Origin of the sequence: Mesorhizobium sp. C089B (assembly GCF_030323125.1) — a bacterium.
GTDB lineage: Bacteria > Pseudomonadota > Alphaproteobacteria > Rhizobiales > Rhizobiaceae > Mesorhizobium.
Window position 1 is genome coordinate 1,702,661 of the sequence record NZ_CP100469.1, and the last position, 19,025, is coordinate 1,721,685.

Consider the following 19,025-nt stretch of genomic DNA (forward strand, 5'->3'; position numbering starts at 1 on the left):
GCCTCCCGGCCGAAGCCGGGAGGCGGACCGCCGGGATAACTGAATCGATACGATCAGGCCGCTTTGCGGGTGCGTTCCGTATCCTGGGCGATCTGCTTGCCCACCTGGGCGTCGCCGGCCCCGATGCTAATGCGGCGCGGCTTCAGCTCTTCGGGAATCTCACGGACGATGTCGATGGTCAGGAGACCGTTCTCAAGGTTTGCTGCCTTGATCTTCATGTGGTCGGCAAGCTTGAACGTCTGCCTGAAACTGCGGTAGGCGATGCCCTGGTGCAGCAGCTGGCGTCCGCTCTGGTCATCAGCCTTCTGGCCTGCCACGACCAGTTCGGGTCCATGCTGGGTCAGCTCAACCTCATCCTGGCTGAAGCCCGCGATGGCCATCGAGATACGGTAATCGTTCTCGTCGACCTTCTCGATGTTATAGGGTGGCCAGTCGGGCCGCGTACCATTGTCGGGCATGTCGAAAAGACGGTCAAAACCGACGGTGCTGCGATAGAGAGAGTCAAAGGTTCTCATAGCCACATCCTCCTTGAAGCAACATGGGTACAAGGGCGCCGCCCAGCAGCGCCGCCTTTTGCCAAGCCAATCGGCCTCGGCGGGAAACGAATTAGGAAGGGCTGAAAACCGGTTCAAGAGCCCTGTTCAAAAAAATTCCAGTAGCCAGGCCAGCATCCCGCTTCCAATAATTCGCAGCCGCTGAAAAGCAGCCGGCGGCAGCAAAATAGGCCTATTCTGAATTGTGAACGCAAATGGCAATTGGCTCGCCAATGGCAGTTGAATCAAGGAAATCGGTTCGTGGAAATACGCCGACTTCGGCATTGCGCGTCAGCGCTCTCGCTCTGCGCATGCCTTCGGAACGTCGCTCGTCGAGTACGCGGCTTCAGCCCAACCAAACGAGGAGCCAAAACAAGGCGTTTCTAAAATGCCGGATTCCAACGAGGAAAATGGCACGGGCAGCAGGGCTCGAACCTACGACCTGCGGTTTTGGAGACCGCCGCTCTACCAACTGAGCTATGCCCGTACGCGCGTTTCAGCGCAGGCGCTTCCTAAAAGCTTCCGGGCGCGCTGTAAAGAGTTGTCTGACGCGCTTTCAGATCCTTTGCCGGAAATCCGAATAGGTGATGACCAGCCCGTCCCTGCCGATCTCGATTTTTCGCCTGCCTGAAGCCGCATGCCGGCGCTCAATCCCCGGCCGGCGGCTTGTACGGCCCGCCCGGTACGCCCCAGCCCCAGGCCGGCATCGGTTCGGTCTGCGGGTCGCAGGTCTCGCCGAGGGTGGAATTCATCTTGGCAAGCCGTGACCCCCATTCGACATAGCCCATGAAGGCGGAACGGAATTCGGGATCGTCCGGCAGCCCGACCGCATCGGCGGCATCGGCAAGCAAGCTGATCCAGCGGCGGCGCTGTTCCTCCGTCAGATGCTTGCCCAAGTGATGCATGACCATCTCGCGATGGCCGCCATGCTGTTCGCTGTAGGTCTTGGGTCCGCCAAAAACCTCGCCGATGAAGGCCGCGACATGCGCGGGATGATCCGGCGACATGTGTTTGAACACCGGGCCGACCACCGGGTCGCGCGACACCTTGTCGTAAAAGGTTTCCGTCAGCCGGTTGAGGGCTTCGATGCCGCCGGCCCATTCGTAGAGTGTCGGGATATCCTGGCTCATTCTCGATCCTCCCCCGGGCGACGCCTGCCACGACGATAGCGGAGAAATCGGGCATGGCTCAACCTGGCTCGATGGCCAGTTTCTGCGATGCCTACAGTTTGGCGGGCGACTCGGCCTTGGCTGTCGGCGGAAACAAACAGTTGTCGGGCTTGGGTGAGGTTTTGCAAATAGCGGGGCCAGTTAGCGCCTCCACCGACTCCGGCCCGGTTGTCAGCCCGACTTTGAGCATCATGTCGGGCTCGAGCTGACGCTCGACCGAGCCTATCGCGGCGAACAGAGCTGGGTCCATCTCCATCTCCTCCAGGTAGGCTTTAACCAACTGCGTCTGTCCCCTCGAGGACATGCTGAGCCTCGCCTTGGGATCGACCAGCCTTTTGGCGCCGGCGGCAAGCATGAGCGCGCAGGCCGAATCGCACTCCACTCCAAAATCGCTAATCAGCCCGACATAGGCACCGTTATCGGCCAAGCAGCCTGCCTCGGGCGGGTCGCAGCCGACGATAGTGGTGCGAGCGACGGCGACGTCGAGCTTCCGTTCATGGATAAGCCTTCCCGCGGCCAGAGCGCTGAACAGGCTGCCCCCCTGTGAGCTGATCACCACCGGCAGCCGCCGGTTGCCAAGGGTGTCGAGCAACTGGCGCAACTTTTGCGGGGTCTGAGGCGTCATCGCGCCTTCCGCCGAGATCCATTCCGGGCAATCGGGATTGCAGAGCGAGTCTCTGCCGCGAACGACAACGAAGCGCATATCTGGCGTCGAATTCCCTGGCGCTGCCTGCAACGGCTTGGGAGCTGGAGCCTTGGCCGCCTGAGAAAGTGGGGGCCGGTCTTTGCCTTGATCGCAGCCACCACGGCCGGCTTGGCCACGGGCGTTTGTCCGCCGGCTGGCTTGTTTCCCGGTATTTCCCGGCAGTTCGGAGCCGGCGGGTCGAACATGCACAAACTTGCTCTGGTAAACAGGTCCAGAGTGTCCGTGCTGGTGGCCAGTTTCATCGTCAGCATATCGTGGAGGCCGATCTGCCTGATGTCGCTGGCCGGCGTCGCCTTCATCAAGTCCAGCACGCCCTGCCCGATACCCATCTCTCGGAGATAGGCCGAGATCTTTCTCGCGTACCCCTTGCTCATCTCATAGGTCTTGTAGCTTTCACCGGGAGTGACGGTTTGCGTGGTGACCCGATATTTTTTGCCCCGTTTGACGCGATAGGTGGTCCGGTAGTGCGTTGTGGAGGGGAACCAGGTGGTGGTGATCTGATGAACACCCAGATAGTTCCAGCCGCCGGCGACGCGGCGGACGCCTCCGGCAAACATTAGCGGACAGGCGGAATTGCAGCTGGCACCGTCAGACGCTCTGCCGAAAAAAGCCGTGCCCTTGCCGTAGTCGGCGCCACAACCCTCTGTCCCGGGCCAACAATCGGGAAACTCGGTCTTGCCGATGGCGATATCGAGCTTGTTTTTGCGGATTATCCGGCCAAGCTGGAGCGCGGCTTCGACATTGCCACCGAAGGAATTGACGATGATGGGCAGTTTGTGGCTGCCAAGCTTCTTCAAGGTGCGCTTGAGCAGGGCTGGCGTCCCGGCTGCGATGTCGCCTTCGGCGGAGATCCACTCCGGACAATTGGGCTCGCAGCCCGGTGCGTTGCTGCGCGCGACGACAAACTTCATCTCCGAGCGATCCTCGGACCATATCGTCGGATCATTCGTCGGATAGGGCACTCCCTGCAGAGGGAGCAATGTCTGCCATGTCCCGGGGCGGCATCCTCGGCCTTCGCGGCGAAGGCAGCCATCGCCATCGCGGCCACCGTCGCCAGCCGAACCAGCCCGCGCCGCCACCTTGCAGCATTGCCTGAACGGTGTCCCCAAACCACGCCCGGCAAACCCCTCAATGCAATCCATAATAGTTGCGGCGACGGTGCTTGCAATAGCTTTGAACCAACCGTGCAATACTTGTGCCGCGCAACGCCGGAAACAAAAGGCAGCCCCAAAGACCGCCCTCTCCTGGTCGATCCGGCTGACGCCGGCTCGACTATTTCTCGATGGTGATGACGACGCCGGCACGACGGTGCGGCCGCCTTCACGGAAGGCGAAGCAAGGCTTCTCTTCCATGACGATAGGCGCGATCAGCCATTGGACGACGGCACCACGCGGCAATTCTCAGGTTTCGGCGCCGATCTGCAGATGCTGGAACCCGTCAGCGCATCCACCGACTGGCGCCCGGTCGTCAGGCCAACCTTCAGCATCATGTCGGGTTCGAGCTGGCGCTCGACCGAACTGCCCTGGAGCGCCCTGAACAAAGCGGGGCTGATCGCCATCTCGTCGAGGTAGGACTTGACCGCCTGCTTCTGCCCCATCAGATAGAGGCTGAGCCGCGCCTGGGTACCGACAAGCCGCCTGGCGCCACCGGCCAGCATGAGCGCGCAGGCCGAATCGCAGTCGCCGTCGCCATCGACGCTCAGCCCGGCATAGGCGCCTTCCCTGGCCAGGCAATTCCACTCTGCCGGGTCGCAGCCGACGAAATCGGTGCGGGCAACGGCAACGTCGAGCTTCTTTTCATGGATGATCCGGCCCGCCGCCAGGGCGCCGGAGAGGTCGCCGCCTCGCGAGCTGATCACCACCGGCAGCCGCCGGTTGCCAAGCGTGGCGAGCAATTGGCTGAGTTTCTGCGGCGTCTGGGGCGTAATCGCGCCTTGCGCTGCAATCCATTCCGGGCAGTCGGGATTGCAGAGCGGGTTGCTGCCGCGAACCACGACAAAGCGCATGCCGTCATCGTGCGGCGCGCTCTCCGGCTTCACCGGCAGCGGCGCAGCCTTTGCCACGTCCGGCAGGCCGCCGGCTGGCTTGTTCGCCGGTATTTCCCGGCAATTCGGAGCCGGAAGGTTCAGCCTGCACAGGCTTGCGCTGGTCAGCAAATCTGCAGCGTCGTCGCTGGTGACCAGCTTCATTGTCAGCATGTCGCTGAGGTCGATCTGCTGGATGTCGCTGGCCGGCGTGCTCTTCATCGTCTCGATGATGCTGAGGTCGACACCCATCTCCTTGAAATAGGCGGACAGCTTGCGCTCCACCCCCTTGCTCATCTCGTAGGTCTTGTAGCTGCCGGTGTTCTTGCGGCTGACGACCTTCTTGCTGATGACCCGCTTCTTGCCTTTCACGATCCGGTAGCGGACCTGATATTGCACGTTCATCTGCACGATCGTGGTCGTGATCTGGTGGACGCCGAGATAGGCCAGCGGCCCGACCAGGCGCCTGGTGCCGCCGGCCAGCATCATTGGACAAGCGGACGCGCAATAGCTGCCGAGCACATAGGGGCTGCCGATATAGTGCGCGCCTCTGGCGTCGTTCTCCTTGCAGTTTTTCATCCCCGGCTCGCAGCCGACGAACCAGGTCCTGCCGACCGCGATGTCGAGCTTGTTCTTGCGTATCATCCGGCCCATGGCGATGGCCGCATCGACATCGCCGCCCGGAGAGTTGATGACGATCGGCAATTTGCGGCCGCCGAGCGTTTTCAGGGCAGCCTTGAGCAGCGCCGGCGACTTGGCCGATATGGCACCCTCGGCCGATATCCATTCCGGACAGGTCGGCTCACAGCCCGCCGCGCCGCTGCGCACGACGACGAACCGCATCGGCGGATCCGGATCCGGCTCTGAATTTTTTGTCTCGGCCGCGAAGGCGGCGCTGCCCACGGCAAGCATCGACACCAGGCAGATCAGCCCCAGTGCCAACCATGGCCGACTATGCAAACGGTGCTGTGGAACCATCCGACCAAGCCCTCAACGCAATCTATACTGTAGAGGCTCACAGACTTGCAACAGAGATTGGGACCCCAAATAGGCACATCTAGCCAACGAAAAAGGGCGGCCCGAGGGCCGCCCCTATCCGTTTCGATCCGGCGATGCCGGGCTCGATTACTCTTTGATGGTGACGACGATGCCGGCACCGACGGTGCGGCCGCCTTCACGGATGGCGAAGCGCAGCTTCTCTTCCATGGCGATCGGCACGATCAGCTCGACATCGACCGTGATGTTGTCGCCGGGCATAACCATTTCCGTGCCTTCCGGCAGCGACACGATGCCGGTCACGTCGGTCGTGCGGAAGTAGAACTGCGGACGGTAGTTGGTGAAGAACGGCGTGTGACGGCCACCTTCGTCCTTGGTCAGGATGTAGGCTTCGGCCACGAACTTCTTGTGCGGCTTCACCGTACCGGGCTTGGCCAGAACCTGGCCGCGCTCGACGCCTTCACGATCAACGCCGCGCAGCAGCGCGCCGATGTTGTCGCCGGCCTGGCCCTGATCGAGCAGCTTGCGGAACATCTCGACGCCCGTGCAGGTCGTCTTGGTCGTCGGACGGATGCCGATGATTTCCAGTTCCTCGCCGACCTTGACGATGCCGCGCTCGACGCGGCCGGTCACGACCGTGCCACGGCCCGAGATCGAGAACACGTCTTCGATCGGCATCAGGAACGGCTTGTCCAGCGGACGAACCGGCGTCGGGATATAGGCATCGACCGCAGCCATCAACTCGCGGATCGCATCTTCGCCGATGGTCTTGTTGGAATCTTCCAGAGCAGCCAGCGCCGAACCCTTGACGATCGGAATGTCGTCGCCGGGGAACTCGTTCTTCGACAGAAGCTCGCGAACCTCGAGCTCGACCAGTTCGAGCAGCTCGGCGTCGTCGACCTGGTCGACCTTGTTCAGGAACACCACGATCGACGGCACGCCGACCTGACGGGCAAGCAGGATGTGCTCGCGGGTCTGCGGCATCGGGCCGTCGGCGGCCGACACCACCAGGATCGCGCCGTCCATCTGCGCAGCACCCGTGATCATGTTCTTCACATAGTCGGCGTGGCCGGGGCAGTCGACATGGGCGTAGTGGCGCGCTGCCGTCTCGTATTCGACGTGCGCCGTCGAAATCGTGATGCCGCGGGCCTTCTCTTCGGGCGCCGCATCGATCTGGTCGTAGCGCTTGTATTCGCCAAAATACTTCGTGATCGCCGCCGTCAGCGACGTCTTGCCATGATCGACGTGGCCAATCGTGCCAATGTTCACATGAGGCTTGTTACGCTCGAATTTACCTTTTGCCATAGTCTCTTTCCTTGGACGGCCTTGACCTTCAGTTCAGTCGAATGCGGGGCGATTAGCGACTACGGCCGAAAAACACAAGTGCCTTGTGGCCGGGTGCGCTGTCCACTCGGTCTCAACCGATGATCCGATTGCGGGGATGTGGCGCTGATATAGGAACGCGCGAGCGGAAATGAAATGGGGGCTGCGGGCTCCAGCACCTGTTTGCTATTCCCGCCCATGTCCTGTCCCGCCCATGTCCTGGCCTTTGCCTGCCGGATTTGCAGCCGGCGCCTGGCCCATTGCCGCTGCGGCGGCGGTCTGATTTGGTTGCCCCATGCAATTCATACCGACCTCCATACGCGGCCCGCTGTTCATGATCGTTTCGACGGGGTCGTACCTCGTCAACGACACGATGATGAAGCTCGCCACAGCGGGATTGCCGTCCTATGAAGTGCTGTTCCTGCGCGGGGTCGCGGCCACGCTATGGGGCATGCCGCTGCTGTTCCTGCTGGGCTATCGCAGGCAGATCCCTTTGATCTTCGACAAACGCGTGCTGCGCCGCAACCTGCTCGAGCTGGCGGCCATCCTTTGCTACGTCGTGGCGCTGGCCAACATGCAGATCGCCGATTCGACCGCGCTCGGGCAGATCACCCCGCTTTTGATGCTGGTCGGCTCCTCCATCCTGTTCGGCGAACGGATCGGCGGCGTGCGCATGGCGCTGATCGGGCTCGGCTTCATCGGTGCGCTTATGGTGGCCCAGCCGACCATGCAGGGCATCTCGGTCTATGCGTTGCTGGCGCTCGGCAACGCGGCATTGGCGGCGGCGCGCGATCTTGCCGGCAGGCGGGTCGCGGCCGAGGTGCCGGGCATGATCGTCGCCATTTCCGCCGTTGTGGTGGTGCTGATCGGCGCGGGCGCCGCGCATCTCGTTTCCGAGCGCTGGGTCATGCCGGAAGCCCGGCACCTGCTGCTCATGGCCGGCGCCGGATTCTTCCTGATCTTCGGCCATTTCTTCATCTTCATGGCCTATCGCGTCGGTCCGACCGGCGTGGTGGCGCCGTTCTACTACTGCTTCACCGTCTGGGCGGTCATCTCAGGCGTTCTGGTGTTCGGCCAGTTCCCGAATGCCCTGGCGGTCTGCGGCATCCTGCTGGTGGTCGCGAGCGGGCTGACCATCGTCTCGCTTGATGAACGCAAGCGCAGGCTGACCGTCGTCGCCTGACCTTCAAGTCAACGCGTCGAAGCAGGTTTGGCCGACCTGCGGTCGGCCAGTCGGCAGACTGGCGCCTAAAGCGTTCGCTTGCCGGAGAACTGGTGATAGGCCCACAGCACGACCACCGCGCCGATGATGGCGACGATCAGGCTCCAGATGTTGAGGCCGGTCACACCCGTGGCGCCAAAGGCGCTGAAGATCAGCCCTCCGACGATGGCGCCGACAATGCCGAGCACGATATCCATGATCAGGCCCTGGCCGGTCTTGTTGACGATCTTGCTGCCGATAAAGCCGGCGATGACGCCGAGGATGATCCAGCTGATAATGCCCATTTTTCCTCTCCATTCCCCGCCCGCCGATCATGGTCACATGATTGTCAAAAGCTCAAGCCAACTTGAAATTCCGCCCGCATGGTCCATTGTAGCCGGCGGGACGGGCTTGGTCGTTATGGAGGATTGACCTATGGGACTTTTTGACAACGCCGTGCCCGGCGGCAACATCACCAAACCGCTGATGATCGCGCTCGGCGCGCTGCTGGTGGGAAAGATGCTGAGCGGCAGAAGCGCCGAACAGACGAGTGCCGAAGAGACGGGCGAGCCCGCCCAGCCTCAAACGCCAGCCCCCACCGGAACCACGGCCTCAGGCGACGGCGGCCTGCTTGGCGGACTGGGCGGACTGCTCGACAAGCTCAAGAATGCCGGCCAAGGCAATGTTGCTGACTCCTGGGTCGGCACCGGACAGAACCAGCCGATCAACGCCAATGATCTCGGCAAGGCGATCGGCCCGCAGGTCATTCGAGAGATCGCGCAAAGGACCGGACTGGACGAGCAGGAGTTGCTCAAGCAATTGTCCACAGCCCTGCCCGGCATTGTCGACAGACTGACGCCGAACGGACAGGTGCCGCAGCAACACCAGGTCGCGTCCGCCTTCAACAGCTAGACTTCTGCGCCTGCATCACGCGCAAACACGCCCGGCACCGCCTTGCGGCTGTCGGGCGTTGCTGCGACCAGCGCCGCGAACCGCCTGGCAGTCGACGCATCGACCGGCGTGTAGACGGAAACCGAGAAATCACTGTCGCGGCCGCCCGGCTGCAGCGTGGCGAAATCGAACGACATCGCGCCGGCGACAGGGTGCCGGATGGATTTCCGCCAGATCGGTGGCTCGGCGATGTCGCGGCTGTTCCAGCACGTGGCGAACGCTTCGCTTGCCGCTTCCAGTGACGAAACCAGCGCAGCCAGCACCGGATCGCGAGTCATGGCGACAGTGGCAAGCCGGAACTGCGCCGCCGCCGAGCGCAAAACCTCCGGCCAGTCGACAAAGCGCTGCCGCCATTCCAGGTCGAGAAACAGCCGGGCGAGCAGGCTGCCGGACCACTCATCATCCGTCTCGAAATCCCCGAGCAGCACCGCCGCCGGATGGTTACAGGCGACGACCTGCCAGTAGCGATTGACGACATATGCCGGGTGCGGCGCCAGCCCGTCGAGCAGGCTGAGCAACGGCGCGCTGGGCAGGCCTTGCGCGCCGAGCCGGTTTCGCCAATCGAGATCGGGCCGCGCCAATTGGAAGAGATAGGCCTGCTCCGACCGGCTCAGTCTCAGCACCCGCGCCAGCGAGCGAAGCACCTGCGGCGACGCGTTCACCTCCCGTCCCTGCTCGAGCCAGGTGTACCAGGTGGTGCTGATCCCCGCCTGGGCGGCGACCTCTTCGCGCCTGAGGCCCGGCGCCCGGCGGCGGCCATTGGCGCCATCGATCCGCGGCAAGCGGTCCCGCCGCTCGCGCAGGAAGCGGGCAAGCTCGTCGTGCCGTGGGCCGTCATAGGTCATGCTGTCACCTCTGATACCAGTATAAGCGGTAGTCTTGTACCCCTTTAAAGGAAAGCTAGGTTGCGAGCGATCGCCTGAAAGAACTCGTCCATGCACCTCGCCCGACGCCAGCTATTTCCCCTCACCTTCCCTGTGTCGTGTCCGGGCAGGCGCGGGCCATCGAGGCCACAACGCAACATCGCCCCAAAGGGCATCGACCCAAGGACATCGACAATGAATGCTCTCAACCAGATCCGTCAGATCGACTACACCGTCATCTTCGCCCGCGACATGGCCGCCATGCGGCACTTCTACGGGGATGTGATGGAATTTGATCTGCAGCGCGAACTCGGCGACAGGTGGATCGAATACCGGGTCGGCCCGAACACGCTGGCCTTGACCAGCCTCGGCATGATGTTCAACGACACGCCGCAGCAGCGGGATGCGCTGTCGCTGCAACTGGCATTCCGGGTGGCGCCGGAGATGCTCGCTGCCTGCGCCGAGGCGCTTCAGGCCAAGGGCGTGCAGCCGGTCCTGCCGCTCACCGACCAGGAATGGGGCCACAGAACAGTGTTCTTCCGCGATCCGGACGGCAACGTTGTCGAGATATTCGCTGAGATCTGATGCGGAGTGGGGAGTTTGGAGCGGGTAGCGGGAATCGAACCCGCATATTCAGCTTGGAAGGCTGCTGCTCTACCACTGAGCTATACCCGCATCGTCCTCAAGGTTCGCGGGCTGGCAGTGGTGGAGAGGGTTGGATTCGAACCAACGTAAGCTAAGCTAACGGATTTACAGTCCGTCCCCTTTAACCACTCGGGCACCTCTCCAGCCTGCCGTCGAAGCCTTGCAACGAGGCATTCTCGCCGATCAGGTCGAAACCAGGGTTTTGTCCGAAATCAGCGAAGCGCCTTATGGCGGCAAGGCCAGTGGGTGTCAACCGCACCGCAAGGCAAAATGCGCTGAATTTGACAGCCTGCCCGGCAAGCCGGCTTTCTGCCTGTATCCACAGCCCGGCGACGCGGCTATAGAAGCCGGCCATGAGCAATGACAACACGCCCAAGACCGCCAAAGACACCCACTACGCCAAGCTGCGTCGCGCCCATCGCGACGAGAAGGCCGGCGGCGCGCCTGCCTTCCGGCCGCGCCAGCCGGTGCCGCCGGGCGAGAACGCCGCCGACGGGCTGGTGCGGCTTTATGGCCTGCACACGGTGCGCGCCGCGCTCGACAATCCGCGCCGGCGGATCAGAAAGATGTTGGTGACGCGCAATGCCGCCGAGCGGCTGGCGATCGCCGACCTCGCCGCTTTGCCGTTCAAGGCCGAACTGGTCGAGCCGAAGGACATCGACAAGATCACCGGTTCGGACGCCGTCCACCAGGGCGTGCTGATCGAGGCCGAGCCGCTGAAGCCCAAGCGCCTTGACGCGCTCGGCGATACCAAACTGGTGCTGGTGCTCGACCAGGTCACCGACCCGCACAATGTCGGCGCCATCCTGCGCTCGGCGGTCGCCTTCGGCGCCGGTGCGCTGATCACCACGGCCCGCCACAGCCCGCAGGAATCCGGCGTGCTGGCCAAATCCGCCTCCGGCGCGCTGGAACATATCGACCAGATCGAGGTGAAGAACCTCGCCGACGCGCTGGAACAGCTGCACGAAGCCGGCTTCCAGACCATCGGCCTCGATTCGGACGGGCCGGCCGAACTCGAAACGGGTTTTTCAGGCGAGAAGATCGCGCTGGTGCTTGGCGCCGAAGGCAAGGGCCTGCGCCAGAAGACGCGCGAGACGGTGACCACGCTCGCCCGCCTTGACATGCCCGGCGCCATCCGCTCGCTCAACGTGTCGAATGCGGCGGCGGTGAGCCTTTATGCGGCACGGAAATTCCTTGGAGGGTGAATGGTGAAATAGTGAATGGGAAAGCGTTCTTACCGTCACCATTCACCATTCACTATTCACCATTCACTATTCACCCACTTCATGCCCCGCCATCCGCTCCAGCGCCCGCACCAGCGCCGAATGATCCTCTTTCGCCCCGCCATTCGCCGCGCACGAGTTGAACAGCTGCTGCGTGGTCGAAGTATTCGGTAGCGAAACTCCGAGCGCCTTGGCGCCTTCCAGCGCCAGGCTGAGATCCTTCTGGTGCAGTTCGATGCGGAAGCCCGGCGCGAAGGTGCGCTTTATCATGCGCTCGCCATGCACCTCGAGGATGCGCGATGCCGCCAGCCCGCCCATCAGCGCCTGCCGGACCTTGGCGGGGTCGGCGCCGGCTTTTGCGGCAAAGACCAGCGCCTCGGCGACCGCCTCGATGGTCAGGGCCACGACGATCTGGTTGGCAACCTTGGTGGTCTGGCCGACGCCGTTCGGGCCGACAAGCGTGATGTTCTTGCCCATCTTTTCGAACACGGGCTTGGCGCGCTCGAACGCCTTGTCCTCGCCGCCGACCATCATGGTCAGCGACGCCGCCTTTGCGCCGACCTCGCCGCCCGACACCGGCGCGTCAAGATAGTCGCAGCCGAGATCGTTGATTTTCTTGGCGAAAACCTTGGTCTCGATCGGCGAGATCGAGCTCATGTCGATGACCAGCTTGCCCTTGCTCAGGCCGGAAGCGACACCGTTCTCGCCGAACAGCACCTCGGCTACCTGCGGGGTGTCGGGAACCATGGTGATGATGATATCCGCGGCCTTCGCCACTGCCGCGTGGCCGGTGATGCTTCTCAAGCCCTTGGCGACGAGATCGGCCGGCGGCTTCGAGCGGTGGTCGCTGGCAATGACGGCGTAGCCGGCATCCAGGAGATGCCCCGCCATCGGCGCGCCCATGATGCCAAGGCCGATGAAGCCGATGGTTTCCATTGTTTTCTCCTTTGTTGAGGCTGAGTTCCTTCGCGCCCCCTCTGGCCTGCCGGCCATCTCCCCCACTTGTGGGGAGATTGGCAGTTTCGGCGCCTCGCTCACCCTGCAATGTTGGGGAGCGAAAGCCGGGATGACGTCCGATCTCCCCACCTGTGGGGGAGATGGCCGGCAGGCCAGAGGGGGCGCGAAGGAACGCGACTTCAATCGTAACAGCTAAGCCGCGGCACTCCCCTGCCCGTTAAGCTCCCGAAACCACCCCAGCCCAGCCTCCGTCCCCGCCTTCGGTTTGTATTCCGCTCCGACCCAGCCGGAATAGCCGATCCTGTCGATATGCTCGTAGAGGAAGGGATAATTGATCTCGCCCGTCCCGGCTCGTGACGGCCGGGATTGTCCGCAAGCTGGATATGCGCGATGCGGCCGAGGTTGGCCTCGATGGTACGGGCGAGATCCCCTCCATGATCTGCATGTGATAGATGTCGTATTGCAGGAACAGGTTCTTCGAACCGACGCGCTCGATCAGCGCCAGCGCCTGCTCCGAATAGTTCAGGAAAAAACCCGGTATGTCGCGCGTGTTGATCGGCTCGATCAAAAGCCGGATGCCGGCCTGCTCCAGTTTCTCGGCTGCAAACGCGAGGTTCTCGGCTAAAGTATTTTCCAGCACCGAACGATCCACGCCCTGCGGCGCGATGCCGGCGAGGCAATTGACCTGCTCGCAGCCGAGCGCATGGGCATAGCTGATCGCCTTGGCGATGCCTTGCCGGAATTCCGGCGCGCGGTCGGGCAAAACCGCGATGCCGCGCTCGCCGTTGCCCCAGTCGCCGGCCGGGAGGTTGAACAGCACCTGTGTCAGGCCGTTCTTCTTCAGCCGGGCCGCGACCACGTCAGGCGTATGATCATAGGGGCCGATATATTCGACGCCCTTGAAGCCGGCGCGGGCTGCGGCATCGAAGCGATCGAGGAACTCATGCTCGCCAAAGAGCATCGACAGATTGGCTGAAAAACGCGGCATTCTTTTTCTCCTTCTTCTGCTTGGCCCTAGGCGTGTTGAGATTCAGGTCGGGCAGAGTCGAAAACGGTGACTTTCGAAAACCGGAGCGGAACGTACTTTCTGTACGTGAGCACCGGAAGCGCAGGAAGGCGCCGTTTGCAGGCCTGTCTCACCTGAATATCGGCGCGCCTAATCGAGCAACACAATCGCCGTTGGCGCATCCTCATGGCTTTCGGCAAGGTCCTCGAATTCGGTGATCTTGTCGATTTCCGTGCCCATGGAAATGTTGGTGACGCGCTCGAGGATGAATTCGAGCACCACCGGCACCTGGTATTCCTTCATCAGCCGCTGCGCTTCCTTGAACGCGCCGGCGAACTCTTCCGGTTTGCGCACCCGGACCGCCTTGCAGCCCATCGCTTCTGCGACCGCGACATGATCGACGCCGTAGCTGGCCTCCGGATCGTTGGCGCGGTTGACGTTCTCGAAGGCCAGGCTCACCTCGAAATCCATCGCAAAACCGCGCTGCGCCTGGCGGATCAGGCCGAGATAGGCATTGTTCACGACGACATGGATATACGGCAGTTTGTGCTGTGCGCCGGCCGCCAGTTCCTCGATCATGAACTGGAAGTCGTAGTCGCCCGACAGCGCCACGATGGTGCGATCCGGATCGGCGGCGCGCACGCCAAGCGCTGCCGGCAGCGTCCAGCCGAGCGGGCCGGCCTGGCCGCAATTGATCCAGTTGCGCGGCTTGTAGACATGCAGGAACTGCGCCCCGGCGATCTGCGAGAGGCCGATCGTGGTGACGTAGGTGGTTTCACGGCCGAACGACTTGTTCATCTCCTCATAGACGCGCTGCGGCTTCAGCGGCACCTGCTCGAAATGCGTCTTGCGCTTCATCGTCTTCTTGCGGGTCTGGCATTCCTTCGCCCAGCCCGACCAGTCGCGCAGCTTTCCTGCCGTCTTCCATTCGGTGGCGACGTCGAGCAGCATCTTTAGTGCCGCACCGGCGTCCGAGACGACGCCGAGATCCGGCGCGAACACCCGGCCGATCTGGGTCGGTTCGATGTCGACATGGATGAATTTCTTGCCCTTGGTGTAGACATCGACCGAACCGGTGTGGCGGTTGGCCCAGCGATTGCCGATGCCAAAGACGAAATCGGCTTCCAACATCGTCGCATTGCCGTAGCGATGCGAGGTCTGCAGCCCGCACATGCCGGCCATCAGCCGGTGGTCGTCGGGGATCGCGCCCCAGCCCATTAGCGTCGGGATGACCGGCACGCCCGTTATCTCGGCAAATTCGATCAACAGATCCGACGCATCGGCGTTGATGATGCCGCCGCCGGCGACGATCAGCGGCTTTTCCGCGGCATTGAGCATCGCCAAGGCCTTTTCGGCCTGGGCGCGCGACATTGCCGGCTTGAACGGGACCAGCGGTTCATAGGCATCGATATCGAATTCGATCTCGGCCAATTGCACGTCGACCGGCAGGTCGATGAGCACCGGGCCCGGTCGCGACGAGCGCATCAGGTGAAATGCCTTCTGCAGCGCCATCGGCACGAGATAGGGCTCCATGACCGTGACCGCCCATTTGGCGACGGGTGCGGCTATGGCGGCGATATCGACAGCCTGGAAATCCTCCTTGTTGAGCCGTGCCCGCGGCGCCTGACCAGTGATGCACAGGATCGGGATGGAGTCCGCCGCCGCCGAATAGAGCCCGGTGACCATGTCGGTGCCGGCCGGGCCCGACGTGCCGATGCACAGCCCGATATTGCCTGATTTAGCTCTCGTGTAGCCCTCGGCCATATGCGAGGCCGCCTCGACATGGCGCGCCAGGATGTGGCGGATCGAGCCCCTCGCCTTCAGCGCCGAATAGAACGGATTGATCGCCGCGCCCGGCACGCCGAAGCCGCAGGAAACGCCTTCCTTTTCGAGAACGAGAACCGCTGCATCTACAGCGCGCATCCTGGCCATGTCCAGCCTCCGCAAATTGTTGGTCGACCGACAATGCCAGTATGGTTTTCATTTTTCAATTTTTTCAGAATAATTTTTCATTTCTAGAAAACGGCTCCTGTCCACTGATTTCGCTGGCTTTTCCGTTTTTCATGAATCCGGGCACCAGAATCTGTGAAAAAGTTTTTCATTGCGATTTCGGCGAAACCGGCGACAATGCCGCCATGGAAACCAGCGAAAAACGCCAGCGCGGCCGGCCGCGCGCTTTCAACGGTCCGTCCGAGGCTGGTTCTGTACAGTCGCTGGACCGGGCCTTGCGCATCCTGGCCATCGTCGCTGAAGGCAGTGGCCTGTCGCTGAGCGAGATTTCGGCGCGTAGCGAGCTCGCGGCGTCCACCGCCTACCGCATGCTGACGACGCTGCAGAACCACGGCATGGTCGAGTTCGATACATCGGACCAGCTGTGGTCGATCGGCGTCGAGACCTACCGCATGGGTGCCGCCTTCCTGCGCCGCCGCAAGCTTGTCGACCGGGCCCGCGTGGTCATGCAGGAATTGATGGAGAAGACCGGTGAAACCGCCAATCTCGGCGTCGCCGAGGACGATTGCGTCGTTTTCGTCAGCCAGGTCGAGACCCATCAGGCGATCCGCGCCTTCTTCCGCCCGGGCACGCGCAGCTCTTTCCATGCCTCGGGCATCGGCAAGGCGGTGCTGGCGCAGCTCGAGCCGGAACGCGTCGCCGCCATCCTGCGCAAGTCGGGCCTGCAGCGCTTCACCGACAAGACGCTGTCCGACATTTCGGCGCTGGCCCATGACCTGGCTGTCATCAAGCACCGTGGCTGGTCGGTCGACGACGAGGAGCGGCATCCCGGCATGCGCTGCGTGGCCGCCGCCATTTTCAACGAGTTCGGCGAGCCGATCGGCGGTGTCTCGGTTTCCGGACCGACGGTGCGGGTGACGATGGAGCGGCTGGACGAGATCGGGCCGCTGGTGCGCGACGCCGCCGCTGAGGTGACGAGGATGATCGGCGGGTTCCGATTATAATGCGGAGAACGCTTCAGCTTTTGCTCGCCGCTTCACTGTGCGGATGCGTGGCGACGGCGCCCGAACCCGCCCCTGTCTCCCAGCAAGTCAGCGAGATTCCGATCTCGCTCGCTTTGGAGGAGACAATCACGATCGGCATTCGCCAGCATTTGCAGGATCCTGTATCCGCCAAATTCGGGACGATGCGCGCCGGCGAGCGGACGCTCAACGGCCGCCGGGAAATCGTGGTCTGCGGCCATGTCGCCGCGAAGTCATCGTCCGGTGGTCATACAACAGACCAACCGTTCGCCGCCAAGATCTATCCGGATGAAGGAAGCAGCTTCGAACTCATCGCCATGGGCGATCAATCGCTGAATGCGAGCGGTGGTGTTGTCGGCACCTGCCATGCAGCCGGATTACCGATCTCCAAACCGTAGCTGACACTGCCACGCGCTCAAATGTAGGAAAGAGGGGCTGCGTACAGCCCCTCCTTCTTGTGGGGAGCCTCCTCTTAGAGGCGGCAATAGTGGCGGTAGCCGTCATAGCCGACATAGGTGTCGGAGTACGGATCGTAGCTGGCGTAGCGATTGGCGCAGCGGCGGACGTGCCAGGAACCACCCTCGTCGTCGACATAGACGGTGCGGGGCTGCTGGTTGAGCAGGCTGCCGAGCACGAAGCCGCCGACGCCGGCGGCGATGCCGATGCCGATTTCGCGGTTGTGGTGATGGCTGTGGGCGGCCGAGGGCTGGACGGTGCCGACCAGCGAGGTGGCGGCGACGGTGCTGGCGATGAGGGCAGAAGCGATTTTGCGCGTGAACATGACGATCTCCTTGTTTCGTTGCGAGAGGCGATCCATCCGCCTCTTGATCATCTGTCGTTTCGGCGCGGAAAAAGGTTCGAAAGAATTTGGGATTTTCTTGAAGGCCGGAAATCAGCCGATGGAAACCAAGATCTGATCGATCGAGCGCTCAACGCAAAAAAGGGCGGCCGAAGCCGCCCTTCCGCGAGGCAGGTCGTCTCGCTCAAAGGAAGATGATCACCTTGCCGTGGTGATGATGATGCTTGTGGTGATGGTGCTTGTGTTGATGGTTCCACCACCAAGAGGGCTTGTCGTGGTGCTTGTGATGGTGGTGATGATGGCTGTGAGCGGAGGACGACTGCACGGTACCGGCGAGCGCGCCGGTGGCGACGAAGATGGCGACCAGGCCCGAAGTAAGACTGCGCTTCAACATGATGATCTCCTTGATCGAGGCGACCATTCGCCTCTGGAGATCAGTCGGGGTGACGTGGTGAAAGGTTCGAGGTTTTGAGCGAGTAGTGAGTAGTCAATGGTCCGAAAGGCGTTCGCCCATTCACCATTCACCATTCATCCCCATCCCAGTCACATGCCGCAGCCAAACGCCATCGCGATAAAACCGACGATGGCGGCGATGCCGGTCCAGTCGACATTGGCGCTCTTCACGTCCCTGATGAGCTTTACCGCAAGCAGCCAGGCAATGACGACAAGCGGCAGGATGATGACAAGTCTGATCATGCGACACCCCGTTCGATGCGTTTGCACCTGAGAGATATGTAGGGATCGCATTGGCCGGTTTTCAGCATGGCGGCCCGCCCACCTCGGCGGGGTCCATTAGCGATCGAAAACGGAGTTTTGTCTTTACTGGCGCACGAAATATGCTAACCGGAGCGCCGTGCCCTTGTAGCTCAGCTGGTAGAGCAGCGGTTTTGTAAACCGAAGGTCGGCGGTTCGATTCCGTCCGGGGGCACCACCCTTCGCTCTTCGAGCTTCGGGTGGCAGGCCACTCGAAGCTCGTTAGTCGAAGGAGGACTGCCGACGGTTCTATTCGGCGGAGCTGGCAGCACGACATCAGGCCAACTCGCAGCCGTCGGACCTTCTAGGAAAATGTGGCAGCCTGTATGGCTGCCGTATCGCCGAACGTGTTCCTCACCCTAACCGACCTGTAGACGTAGGCGGCCCAGATCCCTGTGACTATGAAGGATGCCAAAGGTGTAACCAGAGCTCCTCCGGCAAGCAAACGGTTTACCGGGACACCCAGAACAGTCGATATCCAAACTGTGTCCAGTACGAATAAGAGAGGGATCGCGAACCACAGACATATGAACAGCTGCGGAAAGCGGTGGCTTCGCCGCAGCATCGAAACAAGCACGACCAGCTGAAGCACCAGAAATGCCAGATTGAGGGCTGCCTCGCCATAGATGGCCAAGGCCCCGTTGGGCACTGTAACAAGCTGTTGGTAGGTTTTGACCAGACTGGCCATATCGACAAGTGTGCGCAACGGCGAAAGGGACAGGCTGATCGCCAGCAGGATCAGCCAGCCGCCGAACCCCACGAGGTCATCTGGGCTCTGTGACGATTTGCGCGACGACCGGACGGCGAAGAAAACCGGCACGCCAATCAGCAACAGAAGTATCGCCCAATGCCACATTTACCCACCCTCGAATACATCCCTGGGTTGTTTAGCTCGCACCTCTGGA

Annotated in this window: 21 protein-coding genes, 4 tRNA genes and 1 pseudogene; 7 read left to right on the forward strand and 19 right to left on the reverse strand. The window is 62.2% G+C overall.

Translation table 11 applies throughout. The annotated features are described in order from the left end of the window. Positions 1-53: 53 nt before the first annotated feature. The 7 genes from NLY44_RS08625 to tuf form a co-directional block, all read right to left on the reverse strand. On the reverse strand, positions 54-515 hold the full coding sequence (locus tag NLY44_RS08625) for an Hsp20 family protein (protein ID WP_023667441.1): 462 nt from the start codon (positions 513-515) through the stop codon (positions 54-56). Positions 516-944: 429 nt separating this feature from the next. After that, positions 945-1,020, reverse strand: a tRNA-Trp gene (locus NLY44_RS08630). A 160-nt stretch (positions 1,021-1,180) separates the two neighbouring features. After that, positions 1,181-1,663, reverse strand: coding sequence for a group II truncated hemoglobin (locus tag NLY44_RS08635; RefSeq protein ID WP_023667442.1), 483 nt, complete (start codon positions 1,661-1,663; stop codon positions 1,181-1,183). Between the two features lie 91 nt (positions 1,664-1,754). Further along, positions 1,755-2,327 (reverse strand): hypothetical protein, encoded by a 573-nt coding sequence (locus tag NLY44_RS08640; RefSeq protein ID WP_286456948.1) that lies wholly within the window; start codon positions 2,325-2,327, stop codon positions 1,755-1,757. After that, complete coding sequence (locus NLY44_RS08645) at positions 2,324-3,319, reverse strand: COG3904 family protein (protein ID WP_286456950.1); 996 nt, start codon at positions 3,317-3,319, stop codon at positions 2,324-2,326. Before NLY44_RS08645 ends, NLY44_RS08640 begins: the two co-directional genes overlap by 4 nt. A gap of 455 nt (positions 3,320-3,774) precedes the next feature. After that, positions 3,775-5,274, reverse strand: a complete 1,500-nt coding sequence (locus NLY44_RS08650; RefSeq protein ID WP_348524408.1) for a COG3904 family protein — start codon at positions 5,272-5,274, stop codon at positions 3,775-3,777. Between the two features lie 282 nt (positions 5,275-5,556). Then, positions 5,557-6,732 (reverse strand): elongation factor Tu, encoded by a 1,176-nt coding sequence (gene tuf / locus NLY44_RS08655; RefSeq protein WP_023723394.1) that lies wholly within the window; start codon positions 6,730-6,732, stop codon positions 5,557-5,559. A gap of 313 nt (positions 6,733-7,045) precedes the next feature. Between tuf and NLY44_RS08660 the strand changes: the two genes are divergently transcribed. After that, positions 7,046-7,933, forward strand: a complete 888-nt coding sequence (locus NLY44_RS08660; RefSeq protein WP_286456953.1) for a DMT family transporter — start codon at positions 7,046-7,048, stop codon at positions 7,931-7,933. Between the two features lie 65 nt (positions 7,934-7,998). On the opposite strand, the gene NLY44_RS08665 is transcribed toward NLY44_RS08660, so the two are convergent. Then, positions 7,999-8,256, reverse strand: coding sequence for a GlsB/YeaQ/YmgE family stress response membrane protein (locus tag NLY44_RS08665; protein ID WP_023688411.1), 258 nt, complete (start codon positions 8,254-8,256; stop codon positions 7,999-8,001). Between the two features lie 130 nt (positions 8,257-8,386). Here NLY44_RS08665 and NLY44_RS08670 point away from each other — a divergent pair, with 130 nt between their 5' ends. Further along, entirely contained in the window at positions 8,387-8,863 is a 477-nt protein-coding gene (locus tag NLY44_RS08670) for a YidB family protein (protein WP_023667447.1), read from the forward strand. On the opposite strand, the gene NLY44_RS08675 is transcribed toward NLY44_RS08670, so the two are convergent. After that, positions 8,860-9,747 carry a helix-turn-helix transcriptional regulator gene (locus NLY44_RS08675; protein WP_023805250.1) on the reverse strand — a complete coding sequence of 296 codons (888 nt, stop codon included), beginning with the start codon at positions 9,745-9,747 and terminating at the stop codon, positions 8,860-8,862. The genes NLY44_RS08670 and NLY44_RS08675 overlap by 4 nt on opposite strands. A 213-nt stretch (positions 9,748-9,960) precedes the next feature. On the opposite strand from NLY44_RS08675, the gene NLY44_RS08680 reads away from it, so the two are divergent. Further along, on the forward strand, positions 9,961-10,350 hold the full coding sequence (locus tag NLY44_RS08680; RefSeq protein WP_023805252.1) for a VOC family protein: 390 nt from the start codon (positions 9,961-9,963) through the stop codon (positions 10,348-10,350). Between the two features lie 16 nt (positions 10,351-10,366). On the opposite strand, the gene NLY44_RS08685 is transcribed toward NLY44_RS08680, so the two are convergent. From NLY44_RS08685 to NLY44_RS08695, 3 genes are all read right to left on the reverse strand, one after another. Beyond that, a tRNA-Gly gene (locus NLY44_RS08685) sits at positions 10,367-10,440 on the reverse strand. A 28-nt stretch (positions 10,441-10,468) separates the two neighbouring features. Continuing rightward, positions 10,469-10,553: transfer RNA gene (locus tag NLY44_RS08690), tRNA-Tyr, on the reverse strand. Beyond that, the gene (locus NLY44_RS08695) at positions 10,532-10,771 is read right to left on the reverse strand and encodes a hypothetical protein (protein ID WP_155929598.1); all 240 of its coding nucleotides are present in this window, start codon (positions 10,769-10,771) and stop codon (positions 10,532-10,534) included. The genes NLY44_RS08690 and NLY44_RS08695 overlap by 22 nt, the downstream gene beginning before the upstream one ends. Here NLY44_RS08695 and NLY44_RS08700 point away from each other — a divergent pair. Next, positions 10,764-11,615: a TrmH family RNA methyltransferase gene (locus tag NLY44_RS08700; protein WP_023729785.1), complete on the forward strand. Its 852-nt coding sequence runs from the start codon at positions 10,764-10,766 to the stop codon at positions 11,613-11,615. The genes NLY44_RS08695 and NLY44_RS08700 overlap by 8 nt on opposite strands. 66 nt (positions 11,616-11,681) lie before the next feature. Here NLY44_RS08700 and NLY44_RS08705 read toward each other — a convergent pair whose 3' ends face one another. The 3 genes and pseudogenes from NLY44_RS08705 to gcl form a co-directional block, all read right to left on the reverse strand. Next, entirely contained in the window at positions 11,682-12,626 is a 945-nt protein-coding gene (locus NLY44_RS08705; protein WP_156940995.1) for a 2-hydroxy-3-oxopropionate reductase, read from the reverse strand. A gap of 156 nt (positions 12,627-12,782) precedes the next feature. Next, positions 12,783-13,578: pseudogene (gene otnI, locus NLY44_RS08710) on the reverse strand (2-oxo-tetronate isomerase). Between the two features lie 168 nt (positions 13,579-13,746). After that, positions 13,747-15,528: a glyoxylate carboligase gene (gene gcl, locus NLY44_RS08715; RefSeq protein ID WP_286456959.1), complete on the reverse strand. Its 1,782-nt coding sequence runs from the start codon at positions 15,526-15,528 to the stop codon at positions 13,747-13,749. Between the two features lie 203 nt (positions 15,529-15,731). On the opposite strand from gcl, the gene bhcR reads away from it, so the two are divergent. Together bhcR and NLY44_RS08725 are read left to right on the forward strand one after the other, a co-directional pair. Then, complete coding sequence (gene bhcR, locus NLY44_RS08720) at positions 15,732-16,550, forward strand: HTH-type transcriptional regulator BhcR (RefSeq protein WP_023681470.1); 819 nt, start codon at positions 15,732-15,734, stop codon at positions 16,548-16,550. Continuing rightward, positions 16,550-16,966 carry a hypothetical protein gene (locus tag NLY44_RS08725; protein ID WP_023688404.1) on the forward strand — a complete coding sequence of 139 codons (417 nt, stop codon included), beginning with the start codon at positions 16,550-16,552 and terminating at the stop codon, positions 16,964-16,966. The genes bhcR and NLY44_RS08725 overlap by 1 nt, the downstream gene beginning before the upstream one ends. A 74-nt stretch (positions 16,967-17,040) precedes the next feature. Here NLY44_RS08725 and NLY44_RS08730 read toward each other — a convergent pair whose 3' ends face one another. The 3 genes from NLY44_RS08730 to NLY44_RS08740 all read right to left on the reverse strand — a co-directional run bounded on the left by NLY44_RS08730 (position 17,041) and on the right by NLY44_RS08740 (position 18,063). Continuing rightward, entirely contained in the window at positions 17,041-17,349 is a 309-nt protein-coding gene (locus NLY44_RS08730) for a BA14K family protein (RefSeq protein ID WP_023667455.1), read from the reverse strand. Between the two features lie 202 nt (positions 17,350-17,551). Beyond that, positions 17,552-17,761 (reverse strand): hypothetical protein, encoded by a 210-nt coding sequence (locus tag NLY44_RS08735; RefSeq protein WP_023688402.1) that lies wholly within the window; start codon positions 17,759-17,761, stop codon positions 17,552-17,554. Positions 17,762-17,910: 149 nt separating this feature from the next. After that, a complete protein-coding gene (locus NLY44_RS08740; RefSeq protein ID WP_286456963.1) occupies positions 17,911-18,063 on the reverse strand; it encodes a hypothetical protein in 153 nt (50 codons plus the stop codon). Positions 18,064-18,222: 159 nt separating this feature from the next. Here NLY44_RS08740 and NLY44_RS08745 point away from each other — a divergent pair. Then, a tRNA-Thr gene (locus tag NLY44_RS08745) sits at positions 18,223-18,298 on the forward strand. A 126-nt stretch (positions 18,299-18,424) separates the two neighbouring features. Here NLY44_RS08745 and NLY44_RS08750 read toward each other — a convergent pair. Beyond that, positions 18,425-18,976, reverse strand: a complete 552-nt coding sequence (locus NLY44_RS08750; RefSeq protein ID WP_023688401.1) for a DUF2569 family protein — start codon at positions 18,974-18,976, stop codon at positions 18,425-18,427. Positions 18,977-19,025: the final 49 nt, after the last annotated feature.

Coding starts and splice junctions, on each gene's coding strand:
- NLY44_RS08635 (WP_023667442.1), bottom strand. CDS start 1,663: ATGAGCCAGGATATCCCGACACTCTACGAATGGGCCGGCGGCATCGAA.
- NLY44_RS08750 (WP_023688401.1), bottom strand. CDS start 18,976: ATGTGGCATTGGGCGATACTTCTGTTGCTGATTGGCGTGCCGGTTTTC.
- NLY44_RS08625 (WP_023667441.1), bottom strand. CDS start 515: ATGAGAACCTTTGACTCTCTCTATCGCAGCACCGTCGGTTTTGACCGT.
- NLY44_RS08665 (WP_023688411.1), bottom strand. CDS start 8,256: ATGGGCATTATCAGCTGGATCATCCTCGGCGTCATCGCCGGCTTTATC.
- NLY44_RS08640 (WP_286456948.1), bottom strand. CDS start 2,327: ATGACGCCTCAGACCCCGCAAAAGTTGCGCCAGTTGCTCGACACCCTT.
- NLY44_RS08645 (WP_286456950.1), bottom strand. CDS start 3,319: ATGAAGTTTGTCGTCGCGCGCAGCAACGCACCGGGCTGCGAGCCCAAT.
- NLY44_RS08725 (WP_023688404.1), top strand. CDS start 16,550: ATGCGGAGAACGCTTCAGCTTTTGCTCGCCGCTTCACTGTGCGGATGC.
- NLY44_RS08675 (WP_023805250.1), bottom strand. CDS start 9,747: ATGACCTATGACGGCCCACGGCACGACGAGCTTGCCCGCTTCCTGCGC.
- NLY44_RS08670 (WP_023667447.1), top strand. CDS start 8,387: ATGGGACTTTTTGACAACGCCGTGCCCGGCGGCAACATCACCAAACCG.
- bhcR (WP_023681470.1), top strand. CDS start 15,732: ATGGAAACCAGCGAAAAACGCCAGCGCGGCCGGCCGCGCGCTTTCAAC.
- NLY44_RS08735 (WP_023688402.1), bottom strand. CDS start 17,761: ATGTTGAAGCGCAGTCTTACTTCGGGCCTGGTCGCCATCTTCGTCGCC.
- NLY44_RS08680 (WP_023805252.1), top strand. CDS start 9,961: ATGAATGCTCTCAACCAGATCCGTCAGATCGACTACACCGTCATCTTC.
- tuf (WP_023723394.1), bottom strand. CDS start 6,732: ATGGCAAAAGGTAAATTCGAGCGTAACAAGCCTCATGTGAACATTGGC.
- NLY44_RS08740 (WP_286456963.1), bottom strand. CDS start 18,063: ATGATCAGACTTGTCATCATCCTGCCGCTTGTCGTCATTGCCTGGCTG.
- NLY44_RS08700 (WP_023729785.1), top strand. CDS start 10,764: ATGAGCAATGACAACACGCCCAAGACCGCCAAAGACACCCACTACGCC.
- gcl (WP_286456959.1), bottom strand. CDS start 15,528: ATGGCCAGGATGCGCGCTGTAGATGCAGCGGTTCTCGTTCTCGAAAAG.
- NLY44_RS08730 (WP_023667455.1), bottom strand. CDS start 17,349: ATGTTCACGCGCAAAATCGCTTCTGCCCTCATCGCCAGCACCGTCGCC.
- NLY44_RS08660 (WP_286456953.1), top strand. CDS start 7,046: ATGCAATTCATACCGACCTCCATACGCGGCCCGCTGTTCATGATCGTT.
- NLY44_RS08650 (WP_348524408.1), bottom strand. CDS start 5,274: ATGCGGTTCGTCGTCGTGCGCAGCGGCGCGGCGGGCTGTGAGCCGACC.
- NLY44_RS08705 (WP_156940995.1), bottom strand. CDS start 12,626: ATGGCCGGCAGGCCAGAGGGGGCGCGAAGGAACTCAGCCTCAACAAAG.